General features: G+C 59.7%; 9 protein-coding genes. 5 read left to right on the top strand and 4 right to left on the bottom strand.

Annotated elements, in window-relative coordinates; all coding sequences use genetic code 11:
* Window positions 1-16 precede the first annotated feature (16 nt).
* Window positions 17-667, top strand: a complete 651-nt coding sequence (locus tag KF841_03845; GenBank protein MBX3394481.1) for an NAD(P)H-dependent oxidoreductase — start codon at window positions 17-19, stop codon at window positions 665-667.
* A gap of 38 nt (window positions 668-705) precedes the next feature.
* Here KF841_03845 and KF841_03840 read toward each other — a convergent pair whose 3' ends face one another.
* From KF841_03840 to KF841_03830, 3 genes are read right to left on the bottom strand one after another with little or no spacing between them, the layout of a single operon-like run.
* Window positions 706-2,418 (bottom strand): CRTAC1 family protein, encoded by a 1,713-nt coding sequence (locus KF841_03840; protein ID MBX3394480.1) that lies wholly within the window; start codon window positions 2,416-2,418, stop codon window positions 706-708.
* Window positions 2,419-3,252 carry a tetratricopeptide repeat protein gene (locus tag KF841_03835; protein ID MBX3394479.1) on the bottom strand — a complete coding sequence of 278 codons (834 nt, stop codon included), beginning with the start codon at window positions 3,250-3,252 and terminating at the stop codon, window positions 2,419-2,421.
* Window positions 3,253-3,280: 28 nt separating this feature from the next.
* Window positions 3,281-4,201, bottom strand: a complete 921-nt coding sequence (locus KF841_03830) for a prepilin-type N-terminal cleavage/methylation domain-containing protein (GenBank protein MBX3394478.1) — start codon at window positions 4,199-4,201, stop codon at window positions 3,281-3,283.
* Window positions 4,202-4,620: 419 nt separating this feature from the next.
* Here KF841_03830 and KF841_03825 point away from each other — a divergent pair, with 419 nt between their 5' ends.
* From KF841_03825 to KF841_03810, 4 genes are all read left to right on the top strand, one after another.
* A complete protein-coding gene (locus KF841_03825; protein MBX3394477.1) occupies window positions 4,621-9,534 on the top strand; it encodes a VCBS repeat-containing protein in 4,914 nt (1,637 codons plus the stop codon).
* A gap of 200 nt (window positions 9,535-9,734) precedes the next feature.
* Window positions 9,735-10,283 (top strand): lipocalin family protein, encoded by a 549-nt coding sequence (locus tag KF841_03820; GenBank protein MBX3394476.1) that lies wholly within the window; start codon window positions 9,735-9,737, stop codon window positions 10,281-10,283.
* Between the two features lie 88 nt (window positions 10,284-10,371).
* Window positions 10,372-11,013 carry a sigma-70 family RNA polymerase sigma factor gene (locus tag KF841_03815; GenBank protein MBX3394475.1) on the top strand — a complete coding sequence of 214 codons (642 nt, stop codon included), beginning with the start codon at window positions 10,372-10,374 and terminating at the stop codon, window positions 11,011-11,013.
* Window positions 11,014-11,066: 53 nt separating this feature from the next.
* A complete protein-coding gene (locus KF841_03810) occupies window positions 11,067-13,550 on the top strand; it encodes a serine/threonine protein kinase (GenBank protein MBX3394474.1) in 2,484 nt (827 codons plus the stop codon).
* A 29-nt stretch (window positions 13,551-13,579) separates the two neighbouring features.
* Here the strand turns inward: KF841_03810 and KF841_03805 are convergent, their stop codons facing one another.
* Window positions 13,580-16,318, bottom strand: a complete 2,739-nt coding sequence (locus KF841_03805; GenBank protein MBX3394473.1) for a M28 family peptidase — start codon at window positions 16,316-16,318, stop codon at window positions 13,580-13,582.
* Between the last annotated feature and the right edge of the window lie 24 nt (window positions 16,319-16,342).

Below are 16,342 nucleotides of genomic sequence, written 5' to 3'. Positions count from 1 at the left end.
CAAAGGGAATATTTTCATGCGGCCCATTTCACCCGAGGTGCTGATAGAGCAACTCAAGTGGCGATATGCGACCAAGCGGTTTGATTCTTCGAAGAAAATCTCCCCCGACGTCTGGAGCGCTCTGGAGCAATCGCTCGTGCTTACTCCTTCGTCCTTCGGTTTGCAGCCGTGGCGGTTTGTTGTCGTTACCAACCAGGCCATGAAGGAAAGCCTGGTGCCGCATTCATGGAACCAGACGCAGCCGGCGGAATGCTCGCATTACGTGGTGTTCGCCGCGCGTCATTCGCTGTCGGCGGAGCATGTGGATCATTACCTCGCGCGAATCGCGGAAGTTCGCGGCGTGGCCGTGGATTCGCTCGCGGGATTTCGCGGGATATTGATCGGCGCACTCGTTCCGCCGGCGCCCGGGTTTGAGATTCGCCAGTGGGCGGCGCTGCAGGCTTATATCGCCCTGGGAAATTTCATGACATCCGCCGCGATGCTTGGCGTGGACACATGTCCGATGGAGGGCATCGTGCCTGCGGAATATGATAACTTGCTGCAACTGCCGGCCGACGGATTCAGGACGGTCGTCGCCTGCGCCGCCGGCTACCGCACGTCAGATGACAAGTACGCGAAGCTGCCGAAGGTTCGATTTCCCGCCGAAGAGGTCGTGCGGCATGTCTAAGTGGGTCCGAGCGCGCGGTGCCCGGTCATCGCCGGGGTTCATTTCCCGGCGCGCGAGGGATGGGCGATGCGCATTCGGCGATTCGGCTTTTCGACCGCCGCATTAACCAGCTTCCCATCCGGAAATCGAACAACGACCGTCCAGTTTTCCGCGCGCTTGAAGTCGCCCAGTCCGAAATGCGCCGATGGCGCGTCTGTCGATTGGAAGCTGCCTCCGCCCGTGATCCACCGCCGCTGGGTGCCGGCCGATGAACGCAGTTCCACCATGCTCCCGTAGCCACGGTGGTTCCCTTTCGGTCCATCCGGTTCGACGATGAGCCAGTCTCGGGGCTTGGAGTCGTTTCGGAAGATGTAAACGGGGCCGTTCAGCGTGGTCATGACGATATCGATGTCGCCATCGCCGTCGATATCGCCGAATGCCGTCGCCCGGCCGTGGAACTTGCGGGCGAACATTTCGCCGCAGTCCGTGATGCGTTGAAAGCGCTTGCCGTTTCGCTCGAACATGAGCAGGTCCTGGGCCCATTCCGAATCGATTTTCTGCGTCGCCGCCTCGGGATAGACATGACCGCTGGCAATGAAAAGATCCTCGTCGCCGTCGTGATCGAAATCGAAGAACCCGCATCCCCAGGAGAGAAACGGACGGCTGATCAGGCCCAGCCCGAATTGTGCGGTTCGATCATCAAAGAAGCCATCACCCAGATTCAGGAACAACGTGTTGGTATCGCTCGAAAAGTTGGTCGTGAAGAGGTCGGGGTGCCCGTTGCCGTCCACGTCAGCCAGCCCGATGCCCATGGAAGCCTGGGTCGTTCCTTCGAGGTTCGCAAAGACGCCCGCGGGTATGGCGATATCCTCGAACTTTTTTTCGCCGAGATTCCGGAACAGGTAGTTTCCGCTTGAATCGTTGCCAACGAAGATATCGAGCCTGCCGTCCGAATCGAAATCGAATAATCGCACGCCCAGTCCGTAGCCGGGCGGCTCCTCGACGATGCCTGCCGCCTTGGTGATGTCGCGGAATTTACCGCCGCCGAGGTTCTCATACAGAATGTCGTCCTCGGCGATGAGTCCGGCGGGTCCCGCCATCACGGGAACGCCCTTGAAGGTTTTTTCGGTGCGGGCCGGCGGATTTTTCACATCAAACTCGAGATAGTTCGCGACATACAGATCCAGATCGCCGTCACCATCGATGTCGCCGAATCCGGCGCTGGCGCCCCAGCGATGATCGCGCGAAATTCCGGCTTCGGCCGACACATCGACGAACCGCGGACCCTCCTTGCGGAAGCACTCGTTGCGCAAGAGAACATCGGGACCGTAACATGTCACATAGATGTCATCCCATCCATCGCCGTCGAAGTCCCCGACAGCCGCGCCCATGGCCCATCGCGTCAGGCGAATGCCGAGTTTCTCTGTGACATCTTCGAATGTGCCGTCACCTCGATTGGCGAAAAGGCGGGATCCGGGCCCGTTTTCGGGATCCTTCATGGTCGCGCCGTTGGCGAAAAAGAGATCGAGATCGCCGTCGTTGTCAAAGTCGATGAAGGCGACTCCGCCGCCGTCGACTTCGAGTATCTCACTCGCGGGGAGCCTTCCGCATGTCATGACCCATTCGATGCCGCTCGCTTTCGTGACATCCGTGAACCGCATGTCCGAGGCCGGTGCAATGGCCGATGTGCCGAGGCATGTCGCCGCAATCGCGGCAACCGCGGCACCAGACGGCGTGCGGTTCGATCTACCTCGATGGGAGTGGCAGGACATTCAATCCCTCGTTTCAGGTGCGCCGCCCATCGGCTGCGATGTGGGGTGCATTCGCTCGCGAATTTCGTCATGCATTCGCCGGGCCTGCTCCGCCTTGCTCCGATTGCCAAGTCGCTCATAGACGCGCGACAATTTGTGATACGCCTCGTATGCATCCGGGCGGAGGCGGACGGCTGATTCGAGTTCGTCGCGCGCTTGAGTCAGTTCGTTTCGGCGAATATGGACATCAGCCGATCGCGCCCGGGCCTTGCCTTCGGTACGGGGATCTTTGCTCATTTTTGCAATCTCGATCGTGCGATTAAAGCGGCGCATCGCTTCGTCGAGGTTATCGTCATCATACTCGATCAGCCCGATCGCAAAGTGCGCGTCCGCATACTGGGGATTCACCTTCAGAAAAGCCTCGAACTGCGCTCGCGCCTCATCGGCGGCCCCAAGATAGTAAAGACACCAGCCGTAGAATGGGCGGGCGTTGTGATCGTTCGGATTCAGCGCCAGCGCTTTGGCAAAGAGCGGACGGGCCATGCCGTATCGCTGTTCTTCGTGATAGGTCATCGCAAGCATGAGCCATGCGCGCGACCATTCGGGATATGCCGCGACCAGCGGTTCAATCTTGCTCCGCGCTCGATCGAACTGCTTCTCGCGGATCAAGCGGAGCGCGTGCATCAGCTCGGCGTTCGGCATTGCGGATGCGGGCTGCGACGTCGGCGCGCGGGCCGGACCCGTGGTCGTGGCGGAAGTCTGGCCGGTCGTCCCGTCGAGGGCTTCGGCCATTTCGACCGCCGGTCCCGTGGCAATCAGCAGGAGCAGCGTTGCAGCAATTTTGACCAGTCGCATGGGATGGCCGAATTTTTCGAATGCGCGATCAGGGTTCCGGTGTTGCAAATCGCAGTAGTTCAAAGTTGATACCGTAGTAATACAGCATCCCCGTGATGTTGTTCGGCAAACCGTCGCGACCGGCCAGGCCGGACAATAAATGCGTCTTGCCGAAACCAAAGTTGGGCCGGACGGACTCGGCGTGGCCGTCGGCAAAGCCGATATTCGAGACGCCCTGCATGAATTTCGATGGTGCGCCTCCGCTCGGCTGAATGCCCCATCGTGGCGACATCGGTCCGTGCCGTGCGATGAGTTTGTCGCCACCGTCGGGACTGGGAACGATGCCGGCGCCGAAGTTGCCCTCTTTGTGCTGATTGTTCATGCCGTCCGGATGCTCTTCGACAAGAAGGGGCGCCCGCGACGGCGAAATCTGCTCGGACTTGAATTCGGGAATTGCTGGAATCTTTTCGGGGACACGAAGGCCCATGATGGAGACCATCGTGTAGCTGAATTTCCCATTTCCCGGCGACACCATCTGATTCGGCACATACGGTCCTGCCACATCCGAAGGGCAGAGGATGAGCTTTTCATTCTGATAGTATCTCCAGAACAGGCCGAATCTTGGAGCCGCGGCGAAGCCCTGCGGGTTTCCGGTCGACGGGTTCAAGGGGTCTCCGGCGTTGAATGCCCCAAACTGATCACCGATACCGAGCCAATCGAGGCCGTAGCGGTTCGAATTCCAGTTGCTGGCGGTGTAGTTATCGATGCAGGGGGCGAACATCCCGAAATCGTTCGAGTACATGGTGCCGGCTGTGGAAAGCTCCCGAAGCTGGGTCGAGCAGACGACGGCTCGCCCCCGTTCGCGCGCGGCACTGAGCGAAGGCAGCAGAATGCTGATCAGAAGCGCGATTATCGCGATGACAACAAGCAATTCGATCAGTGTGAATGCGATCTGTCGAGTCCGAACCATGGCAGATCCTGTTGATCGACGCTGGCTCGTGGACGCGCCGTTCTGATCCGATTTTCTGGCCATACGATGGGGTAATTCGAGCCCGCGGTCGGGCGGGACGGGAGTTCGACGGCCGTCTGAATTTATCTCAGAATCGCGGAAACCGCTATCGTTTGTCAATTCAAAACCCGGAAATTCCGTCGGGCTCGGCAGCTATTGCCGCTCCGGCCCGTGAAACCGAGCCGGTCGGCAAAATTTGGATTGGCCTGAAATGTATTATCGGCGGGGATGACTTTTCGCACGCGGCCCCGTTATACTCGAAGCTCAAGGGATGCCCCCAAGGCAGACCGGCGAGTCTGTGCTCGCGGCGGAGCGGCTCAATCCGCGAGTTCGGTTCAGTCAATCCCGTTGTGCTGAGAAAGATTGAGGGAGTGATAGGCATGGGACGAAACTGCACGTTTGCAGCGTGGATATTGATTTGTTGCGCGTCATCAACGGCCTGGGGACAGGGGTGGGTCAATTTTGTCGACGAGACCGCGACGCGCGCCGTCATCGCCGATCCCACGCTCTTTCAGACTGATCCCAACGAAAAGGACTACGCAAAGGGTGACTTCGACAATGACGGAGATATTGATCTCATCATTGTCCGCAAGCAGCCCTACACCACGCTCGGACGACGCCGAAACGTGCTCATGATGAACGAGGGCATTGCCGAAGGGCATGCAATCAACGGCGTGCTCGTTGATCGCACCGTCGAATTCGCAACCGATGCCACCGACGGCGGTCAGGGCTTCCTCGATCTGACCAATGACCGCGATGTCGCGGTGGGCGATTTCAATGGCGACGGATGGCTGGACTTCGTCACTGTCTCGACACTGGGCGATGGTCTTCCGAAGACCATCAGCCATCCGCGCATTTATATGAACAAAGGCGCCATTGCCGGTGTCTGGCAGGGTTTTCGATATGAGGAGGCTCGGTTTCCGCAACTTTTCACGATCCCCGGCGGCCTTGCAGTCGCGCCGCGCCTTTGCTCCGTGGCGGTCGGAGATGTGACGGGCGACGGGCGCCCTGACATCTACATTGGTGACTACGACAGCAGCGGCGTCGGCGGCGGTACGCCGGAAAATCCCGCAAACGACGTCAACGATCGCCTGCTGATTAACGACGGTAACGGATTCTTCGTTGACTCAAATCAAACTCGAATGAACAGCACCATGCTGCTCTCCGCGTTTGGTGTCGCGGCACATTTTGCCGACATGAACGGCGACGGCCTGTTGGACGTCGTCCGCGATACGGCCTTGAATGCGCCGCGCCATGTCTCGATTTCGTATAACAATCCGGCGAATGTCGGCTTTTTTCAGAATTACCAGGTTGTCGATCAGAATGCGCCCTATCACATCACGACGGGCGACCTGAATAATGACAACCGTCTCGACATCCTCGTGACCGACGACGGTGCGGACCACTACTGGCTCAATCAAGGCAACGGGCCGGATGGCCGGGCGACGTTTGTCGCGTTCGACGTACAGCGATTCACCGGCGTGGATGGAGAATTCGGCGGGAATCAGCGCCTCGCGGATCTGAATAACGACGGCTTTCTCGATGCGCTGATTGCCGACCAGGACGTGGACATCGAGGAGCAATGCAGTCGCCGATTGCACATCTACCGAAACCTTGGGAATGTGCCGAATGTCACGCTCCAGGAACAGGACAACGGCCGACCCTGGACTCACAACGGCACCTTCGAAATTGAAGTGTTCGATCTCAACGGCGACGGTTGGAACGATCTGATCGTCGGCCACTGCGCCGGCACAAACATCTGGATCAATGTTCCGCCGACGAATCTGACCTTCAGCTATCCCGACGGTCTTCCGGGCACGCTCGTGCCGGATGAGCCGACCAACTTCCGAGTCAGCGTGGCCGGCGTCGGCGCCACGCCGCAGGGAAATACCGGCCGTCAATATGTTTCGATTGACGGAGGGCCGTTTGTTGAGACGGCCATGACTCAGCTTCAGTCGAATGTCTATCTGGCGAATCTGCCGGCGGTACCCTGCACTTCGACCGCGAGGTTCTACTTCAGCGCGCGGACGACCACGAATCAGTTGATTACCGATCCGGGCAACGCACCGACGACGAGTTACTCCGCGCTGGCCTCGCTTGGCACGACGACGATTCTCGATGAGCGTTTTGAATCTCCCAATCCGTCGTGGACCGTCACGAATCATCCGAGCCTGACGGGCGGCGCGTGGGAGCGCGTCAATCCCAACGGCACGTTCTTCCCTGACGGCAGCCAGACTCCCGCTCAGCCTGAAAATGACGCCGGCCAGCCCGCTGATGAAACAATGTGCTACATCACCCAGCAGTACCCGGGTTCCGGTTCTTCCAGCAACAGCGACGTGGACGGCGGGCCGACGATTCTGACATCACCGACGTTTAACATCGAAGGCAGTGACGGGATTGTGTCCTATGCCCGATGGCTCTTCTGCAGCGATGCCGCGAATCCGGCACAGCGCGATCCGCTTGTGACCGAGATCAACAACGGCACATCGGGATGGGTCTTCGTTCATCAGACTTTCTCGACCGCGAATTTCTGGGAAGTCGTTTCTTTCCGCGTGAGCGACTATGTCACACCTTCCGCGACCGTACAGGTTCGATTCAGCGTGGCCGACCCCGGCACCTCGGTCACGGAAGCCGGCATTGATAACTTCAAGGTACTGCGGATTCTCTGTCCGGAGCCTTGCACGACCAACGAGCAGTGCGACGACGGATTATTCTGCAATGGTGAAGAAATCTGCGGTGGAGACGGCTTCTGCCAGCCCGGCGAAACGCCGTGCCCCGGCCAGGCGTGCGATGAAAATCAGGATATCTGCGTTCAGTGTGTATCCGACGCGGCCTGTTCAGACGGATTCTTCTGCAACGGCGTGGAGGTCTGCGTCAACGGCGTCTGCCAGGACGGCCCCGATCCGTGCAATGAACCGCTTGTATGCGATGAGCAGACAGACTCCTGCGTCGGCTGTACCAACGACGGCCAATGCGACGACGGCTCATTCTGCAATGGACCGGAGTTCTGCATCAATAACGCCTGCGTCGGCACCTCGCCTTTCATCGGCGTTCAGAACAACGGCTTTGATGGCGCAGCCGGCTGGACGACATTCACAACGCAGGGTGGCACCATCACGTTCCCCTCGGCGCTCAATGTGGTCGGACCGAATACGAGCCAGCTGGACAGTCTGGCCCATGCCTTCCAGGCGACCATCGACTTCAACGGACAGAACTTTGAGTTTGATCTTCTCCAGTACACCTCCGGCGATACCGAATCGTGGGATCGACCGTTCATCAGCATCGACGGCGTCAACTACGGCCTTAATCACGACGGCACACTCGGCAACGTGATTCCCGCCAACTTCGACAACGTCGCCACATACGGCACCATTCGAAATGCCCAGCCGGCGAATTCTCCGATTCATTTCAGCATCAATATTCAGTCGCTCGTCGGTCCAGGTCCGCATACGATCGGCTTCGGCGTTGCCAGTGTGGACGGCCTTGCCGGCGCGGGTACGGCTCGCTTCGATACGGTTCTGCCCGCTTATGCGGCGTTCGAAGCGTGTCCTGGCGAACTCTGCTCCAATGAGCTGGCTGCCTGTGTCACCTGTCTCAACGACCTGGCCTGCAGCGATGGCCAGTTCTGTAACGGCGTTGAACACTGCCTGAATGGCGAGTGCGTCGCCGGTGATCCCCCTTGTCCCGCGGAGTTGTGTGATGAGGTCAACGATACCTGCGCGACCCAGGTTCAGCCGTGGGTCGGTCAACCGGTTTCCAACCTGGGTGGCAGCGACATGCAGCGGTTCCTTCTGGGGCAGACCAAGTTCGATGCAAACCTGGATACGTCCCAGGGCCTTGGTCCCATTTTCAATCAATCCGCCTGCGGGGCCTGTCACAATCAGGGAGGTCTTGGCGGATCGGGCACCTCGACCGTGACGCGGTTCGGATTCGCTCACAAGGGCGGATTCGACGATCTGGCGGATTACGGCGGATCACTCCTCCAGGCGTCATTCCTTTCCGAGGCCTGCCGCGAGAACATTCCGGAGCAGGCGAATATCATCGCGTTGCGGCTCACCACTCCGAACTTCGGCATCGGATTGATCGAGGCGATTCCCGATGCCGACATCCTGGCACACGCGGACAATCCACCGCCCGGCGTTTCCGGACGCGCGCACATGGTGCCCGCGTTTGAGGATGGCGAAGGCGCTCCGCTGCGGGTCGGTCGTTTCGGATGGAAGGCTCAGGTGCCGACGGTCCTGACTTTTTCGGCGGATGCATCGTTGAACGAAATGGGGCTGACCAACCGGTTCCTCACCGAGGAGAACGATCCGAACGGCATATTCCCGCCGTCGATCGCGGAGTGCGACACGATTCCGGATCCGGAAGACGGCCCTGAAGGCGGAGTGCCGGGCGCGCCGCACTTTATTGATCGTGTCACGGACTTCCAGCGACTGCTGGCGGCTCCGCCACAGACGCCGAGATTCGGCATGAGCGGCGAGACGGTCTTCAACGCGATCGGCTGCAACAAGTGCCATGTCAGTTCGTTCACGACCGGCACGGTGGCGGAAGCGGCGTTGTCCGGAAAGATCATCAAGCCGTATTCCGATTTCCTCCTGCATGACATGGGCACGCTTGGCGATGGAATTCAGCAGGGTGACGCCGGTGTGACCGAAATGCGAACGTCACCCCTGTGGGGTCTGCGGCACAGAACCAAGTTCCTCCACGACGGCCGTGCCAGTGGCGGATCGTTCGCGCAGCGAGTCGTGCAGGCTATCGCAGAGCATGGCGGCGAGGGTGCTGCTTCCTCGGCGGCGTTTGATGCGCTCGCATCGGCGCAGAAGGACGCCCTGATTGCGTTCCTTGATTCACTGGGTCGGCGCGAATTCGATCACGACGGCAACAACCTCGTTGATGGCTTCGACCTCAATGTGTTCGCAGACTGCTACTCCGGCCCGGGCCACTTTTATTCGCCGGACGATGCGTGCGCGATTTCCGACTTTGATCAGGATGGCGATGTGGACGATGATGATTATGCCGTCTTCCTGACCGTCTACACCGGATCGATCGACGATTGCAACAACAACTCGGTGGTGGATGCGACGGACATCGTGGCTGGCACGAGCCGGGATTGCAACTTGAACGGCATTCCCGATGAGTGCGATCCTGATGCATCAAACATCGCGCTCTTCGTCTCCCAGGTGCTGCTTGATGTGCAGAATCCGATTTACGTCTGCATGTTCGACCAGGATGCGAGCGGCAGCCTTGATGGCGCGGACATCCAGCCATTCGTTGACGGCTTGATCAATCCGTAACTCGCTTCTTGATAATAGTTTGTGAATTCGTGGGCCGGCTCGCGTACTGCGGGCCGGTCTCATTTTTACCCATTACCAAGCTTACGAACTGCACGGCACAATTCCGGTGAAATGAACGTTTTTTCGTTCATAGTGGGCTACAATATTCTGGTCAATGTTCAGGAGTGATTCAGGGTGTGGCTAAGTCAGGAGGCGGTTCGATGATCGATCTCAGGAAAGTCGGCGGGGCGCTCAAGGCCATCGTGGCTGCGGCATGTGTCTCGGGGGTGTTCGGCTGCAATTTTGAGATGTTCTTCCCACCGCTGGACGTGGTGGAGCAGGTTGATTTGAGTCGTTTTGTCGGAACCTGGTATGAAGTCGCACGATATCCAAACGGCTTCGAAGAAGGCTGCGCCGGCGTAACGGCTGAGTACGCAATACGAGACAGTCAATCGATCACGGTGAAGAACACCTGCATTGAAGGCACGCTTGATGGTCCCACGCGAACCATCGAGGGCTATGCGACCATCGCCGACCCACAGACCAATTCAAAACTGAATGTGGTGTTCTTTCCTCCGTTCGGCGCGCCTTACTGGATCCTGGAATTGAGTCCCGACTACGAATGGGCGGTCATCGGTGAGCCGAGCCGATCGTTTTTCTGGATCCTCAGCCGAACGCCGACGCTCGACCAGGCCATTCTGGACGGCATCATTTCCCGGATGCCCGAAAAAGGGTATGACCCCTCGCGCCTGATCTACACGCCGCAGTAGGCTCTCCGGCGGGCGAGGCGGCGCCGTCAATTCGCGGAGCGGCGCCAAACTTTGTCCGGAATCGGCGCCGCGCTATAATGGCAGGCGCATGGACTCCCGGGATGACACCGCGACTGACATCTCCGTCGAGCGCGTCCGATCGGCTGTGGCGGGAGATGCCGACGCACTCTCCGCGCTGCTTCGGATTTGCGGTCCGCTGGTGGAGCGCACACTTCAAGTCGGCGACCCCTATCGCAGCCTGATCGATCCAGCCGACATCATGCAAGTGACCTACATGGAGGCATTTCTTCGCATCGGCTCGTTTGATGCGTTAAGGCCGCATTCGTTTGAAGCATGGCTTCGTCAGATTGCTCACAACAACCTCCGCGATGCGATTCGCGGAATCGAGCGTCAGAAGCAGCCGCCTCCCAGGAACCGCCTTCAACCGTCTGACTCCGATGAATCGCTCATCGGTCTCTACGACCAGTTCGCCCGGGGCAGTTCGGCGACACCGAGCCGCTCGGTGGGGCGACGGGAGCTCCGCGACTACGTGATTCGCATGATTGACGAATTGCCGGAGCGATATGGCCGCGTCGTCCGAATGTGTGATATCGAAGGCCGATCCGCCGTTGAGGTCGCGGCGGCGATGGGCAAGTCGCCCGGTGCAATTCACATGCTGCGGGCCAGGGCGCATGACCGACTTCGCGAGCGCATCGGTACGTCGTCGCCGTATTTCAGCGACAGGTCGTGATTCCCGTCATATGTATGTCGCATGAGAGGGTGAATGAATTCGGCCATGGCACCATGACTGACCGATCTGACAGCACGAATACCTCGATCAATCAGCACCTGGCGTGGATCCAGTCAGCGCGGTTGGAGGCGGCTGCCGCAATGGCGCGCGCGTCTTTGCCGGCTTGTGCCGAGGCTCGCGCGGTTCCATCGGATTCGGAAGCCAGGCTCGTTGAAATGCTCTCGGCCGACATGCCCGGATACGAATTTGGCGAAACGATCAGTCGCGGCGGCCAGGGCATCGTCATGCGCGCGGTCCAGAAGGCGACCGGTCGCGATGTGGCGATCAAGGTGCTCCGCACGGGCCATCTGGCGAGCGAGAATGAACGCGTCCGTTTCTTTCGCGAGGTTCGAATCCTGGCGCAGCTGCGACACCCGCACATTGTTACGGTCCATGACAGCGGCGTCGCGGCCGGCTTGCATTACTTCGTCATGGATTACATCCATGGTTGGCCGCTCGATGAATACGTTCGTGAACGGAAACTGTCGATTCGCGCCCGGCTTGAGCTTTTCGTTAAGATCTGCGACGCGGTTAACGTGGCGCACCTGCGCGGCATCATCCATCGCGATCTGAAGCCCGGCAATGTGCGTGTCGATGCCGCCGGCGAGCCTCACGTGCTCGACTTCGGACTCGCCAAGGTGGATGAACAGGATACGCTTGCGAACACGAAGGATGCTGCGATCACGGTCGCCGGGCAGTTTCTCGGGTCTCTGCCATGGGCGGCGCCGGAGCAATTCAGCGGACGGTCGGAAACGATCGACCTTCGCACCGATGTCTATTCGCTCGGGGTCATGTTTTATCAGTTGGTGACCGGGCTGTTTCCCTACGACGTGTCCGGCAAATTCAGTGACGCCGTACGAAACATCTGTAATGAGGAACCGCGCCGCCCCAGCCTGATTGCGACTCGGATCGATGACGACGTCGATCAGATGATTCTAAAGTGCCTCAGAAAAGAGCCGGATGGACGGTATGAAAACGCCGGCGCGCTCGCACGGGAAATTCGCCGGTATCTCAGCGGAGAGCCGATCGAAGCAAAGCGAGACAGCGGTTGGTATCTGATGCGAAAGGCGTTGCATCGCCATCGCGTCACCGCGACCGTCGTCGGCCTCACGCTGTTGCTGATCGTTACGACGACCATTAGCCTGGCGTTGTTGTATCATCGTGAACGTGCGATTACGGAACTGGAACGCTCGCTACGTGTTGAGGCTCAGGAAGCGCGGCAGCAGGCGATTGACGCTCGGCTCGAAGCCGAACGGCAGGGCAGAATCAAATCCGAAGTGAATCATTTTTTCAGCGGTGAGGTGCTCGCGGCGGCATCACCCGAGCGACTTGGTCCCTCCGCGACGATCGCCCAGGCAATGGACGCTGCGGCGGGGCTGATTGATGAGTCGTTCAGAGATGATCCGATCGTTGCCGGAGAGATTCATCTCGTACTGGGTGCGACCTACCTCGGGCAGGGGAATTACGACAAGGCCCAGCAGCACTACGCGGCTTCGCTCCGGCAATTCCGGGATCGACTCGGGGCCGATCACGAGGCGACGATCTCCGTTGGACTCGGCATGGCCCGACTTCACGAACAGGCCGGGCGATTTGAGCTCGCCGAAAGGGAATTTGTCGAGGGCCTTGCAGCACTCCGGCGGAGACTCGGCGAGAGTCATGTTGAGGTGCATGAGATCGAATGCAACCTCGGTTGGCTCTACGCGAGGCTGGGACGATGGGACGATTCTGAGGCGTTGTGTCGTCGGGCAACGGAGGGGCTTATGAAACTGGTCGGGTCCGATCATCCCGATACACTGAATTCGATGAATAATCTCGCGATGATCCTGATGGAGACAGGACGTGCCGACGAGGCCGAGCCCCTTCTGAAAAGCGGTTTGGAGGCGGCGCGGAGGGTTTTCGGTCCGGACAATCCGAGCACGCTGGTTTCAATGGGAAATCTGGCACAGCTTTACGCCAGACTCGACCGATTGGATGATGCCATTGCGATGTCATCCTCTTGTCTGGATGCGCGGCGCAAGGTCTACGGCGGTGAACACCCCAGCACGCTATTGATGCTCAACAATCTTGCCATGCTGCACGCTCGGAAAGGGGATGCCGACAAGGCGTCGGAATTCCTGGCCGAAGCATATGAAATCGCGAATCGATCATTGGAACAGGACCATCCCACGCGCGTCAGCATCACGAGCAACCTCGGTGCCCTGCGCGACCGGCAGGGGAGGCACGCCGAAGCCGAGCCCCTGCATCGAGAAGCATTGAACGCTGCGCGGGCCTACCTGCCTGAAGGACACGCCTATATCGGGCTTTATCATTCGCGCTTGGGTCAATGTCTGGCTTCGTTGGGGCGCGGCGATGAGGCCGCGGTGGAGCTCCGAGCGGGCCAGAAGATTCTGAGTGCATCGCCGGGAGAGGAGCGGAACGCCCGTGAAGCGCAGGCCGCGCTAGACCAACTGGAACAGTCGCGTGGAGTGACCACCGAATCCCCGCCTTCCGCGGAGTAGCGGCAATTGGCCGAGCGGCAAGGCGCTTGCTACTGGGCTTCGACCTTCGCTCCGGATGCCTTGATCTTCAGCTCAATCTTTTTTCCGTCGCGGATGACGGTCACGGGAACCTCGGAGCCGGGCTTGTAGCCGCGCAAGGCCTCCATGTACTCGTAGACGTTCGTGATTTTCTTGTCGCCGATCTTATAGATGCGGTCTCCATCCTTCATGCCGGCCTGTGCGGCCGGGCCGCCATCGATGACGCCTTCGATCTCATATCCCTCGCCTTCGCCCTCGCCGTAGGTCGGCATGATTCCAAGCCGAACCGGCGGCATGGTCTCGCGGGCTTCGTCACTCTGGGCCGCATCGCCGTGGCCGTGCGCGTTCGTCTCGGTTCGGGCGGCCGCCCGATCCTGGCGCGGCCGATCTCTGGGCGCGGAATCGCGCGCGTCCGATCGGCCTCTGTTCCCGATTCGGAGCCTGGTGCCGAGCGATCCGTTGGGCCATTTCAATTGCATTTCGATCGTGACGGCGCTTTCACGAGTGGACTCGGTTCGAATGACGTCAGGCATGGATGCGACCAGGGGTTCCATTACCTTCAAGGCTGATTCGTGGTCGGACACCTCGACATCCAGTGCGATCTCGCCCCGGCGCGTCTCAACGCGGAATGCCACGACCTTGTCGCTTCCGCCGGACTGTAGCTGCTTAACGACCGCCTCGATTCGGGCTGCCATTCCCTTGAGGTCCTCGAACGTGGAATCCGGGGCGTTCCGGGCATTGCCCCGTGACGGGCGCGGGAAGCGAACCTTCAGTTCCAGCTTCTCCTTGTCGCGGACGATGCCGAGCGTGGTTTCGTCACCCCACTGCAACTTCGAGACAGCGGCGACCGCGTCGTCAAACGAATGGATGTCCAGCTTGCCGATCCGCACGAGCCGATCGCCAGTCTTGACGCCGGCCAGCGCAGCGGGTGAACCGTCCTGGACTTCGTCAACCAGAATGCCTGACTCGTCGTCTTCGACCGGAATGATTCCCAGTCGCACGCCGCGCGGGGCGGAGTCTTCACGGTTCTCGGCTCGCGGTGCGTCGGATCGATCTTCACCGCGTTCGGGATTGCGGGGACCGCGTTCACCGCGGACGCGTGGATCGCGTTCTCTGCCTTCTCCCCGGGCGCGGGCCTGCGGCGGGTCGCTGCGGCTTTCGTCGTCGTCATCGCCTTGGCGCATGATTGAAGCCCGCCGGACGTCTTCGACGAACTTCGGCCTTTCCTGATTGGAATCGATATCATCGATGATGTCCGCCGCAAATCGGGCTATTCGAATGGCGCCGTCCGAATTGACCAACTGGGTGTCATCATCCGGCTTGTGATACTGCCGATGAATGCCGGTGAAGAAGAAAAGCACCGGGATCTTCTTGTTATAGAAGTTGGTATGATCCGACGGCCCGCGTCCGCCGCCGCCGTCGCGAATTTTCAGGGCGTACCTCTCCGCGTGGCGGGCGACAATCTCCTCGAAATCGCCGGTCCTCTGTCCGCCGACCTCCAGCCGATCGTCGCGGAGGCGACCCACCATGTCAAAATTCAGCATGGCAACGCACTTTGACAGGTCGACCGTCGGGTTCTTGGCGAAGTGACCAGAGCCGAGCAGTCCGAGTTCCTCACCGGTGAACAAGATGAGCAGAATCGATCGGTTCGGAGCCGCTCCCTGCGTGTAAACGCGGGCCATGGTCATGACGAGTGCCGTTCCGCTGGCATTGTCATCCGCGCCGTTGCTGATGTCACGCGTCGGGTCGAAGTTCAGATCCCCCTTGTTTCGGATGCCCAGATGATCGTAGTGCGCGCCGAGTACAATGATCTCGTCCGCCTGCGGTCCCTTGCCCGGAATCATGCCGACAACGTTGCGGACCGGCGATTCAATCGGCTCGATGGACACTTCACCGCGAATCGTGACGCCCTTCAATTCGGCTGACGCGGGGGCTCGCTTCTCCTCGATCGTTTTCTCAAGTTCCGCCGCGGGGGGCAGACCGCCCGCCTTGAGTAGTTCATCCGCCGCCGCTTCCGAAATGTGAATCATTGGGATGCCGTAGGAATTAGCGCCGAATCCTCCGGTTGACGCTTCAAAGGGGTAAAGCGTCCGATCTTCATCGCTCGGCCGATTCACGACGAGAATCGCGGCGGCTCCCCGTGCATTGGCGCGTGACGCCTTGGATCGGAAGGACTGATGCTCGCCGGCATCGAACTCCGCGAACTGCGGCGCGCGGCGCAGGACCATCACGATTTTGTCGGTGATGTCGACGCCTTCGTAATCGTTGTAATTCTGGTCATCATCGACAATGCCGTAACCTGCAAACACAACACTGCCTTTGAACGCGGCGGACGACGAAAACGGAAAGGGGCGAAAATCGGTGTTCAGTTCGAGCGGCTTGCGCGTTCGGCGTCCCTCTGTGCCGACTGACAACCGGGTCGAGTCGCCGATCCTGCGCTGGAGCGTCAGGCTGAAATTCTGGAAATAAGTGCCGTCGTCGCCGGCCGGGTTGACGCCGAGCCTGCTGAATTCGGCTGCGATGTACTCGGCGGCGCGATCGATCCCCGGTTGGCCGGTCCCGCGGCCTTCAAGTTCGTCGCTGGCCAGATAGGAGACATGATCGAGATACTGCTGCGCGTTGAACAAAGACTCGTCGCGTGAGTGGCGTTCGACCGCGATGGCAGCCCCGTGATTCGCAACGATCGAGACGATCGCGGCGAGCAGGATAATCAGTAAATGAGCACGAGAAACTTGGCGAAGCCGATGCATGAAGTTGCTCCAGTTTTTTGCAGA

Source organism: Phycisphaerae bacterium (genome assembly GCA_019636475.1).
In the GTDB taxonomy this organism is placed as follows: domain Bacteria; phylum Planctomycetota; class Phycisphaerae; order UBA1845; family UTPLA1; genus JADJRI01.
Note: the sequence above shows the minus strand (reverse complement) of the source record. Positions and strands in the feature narration are given on the sequence as shown.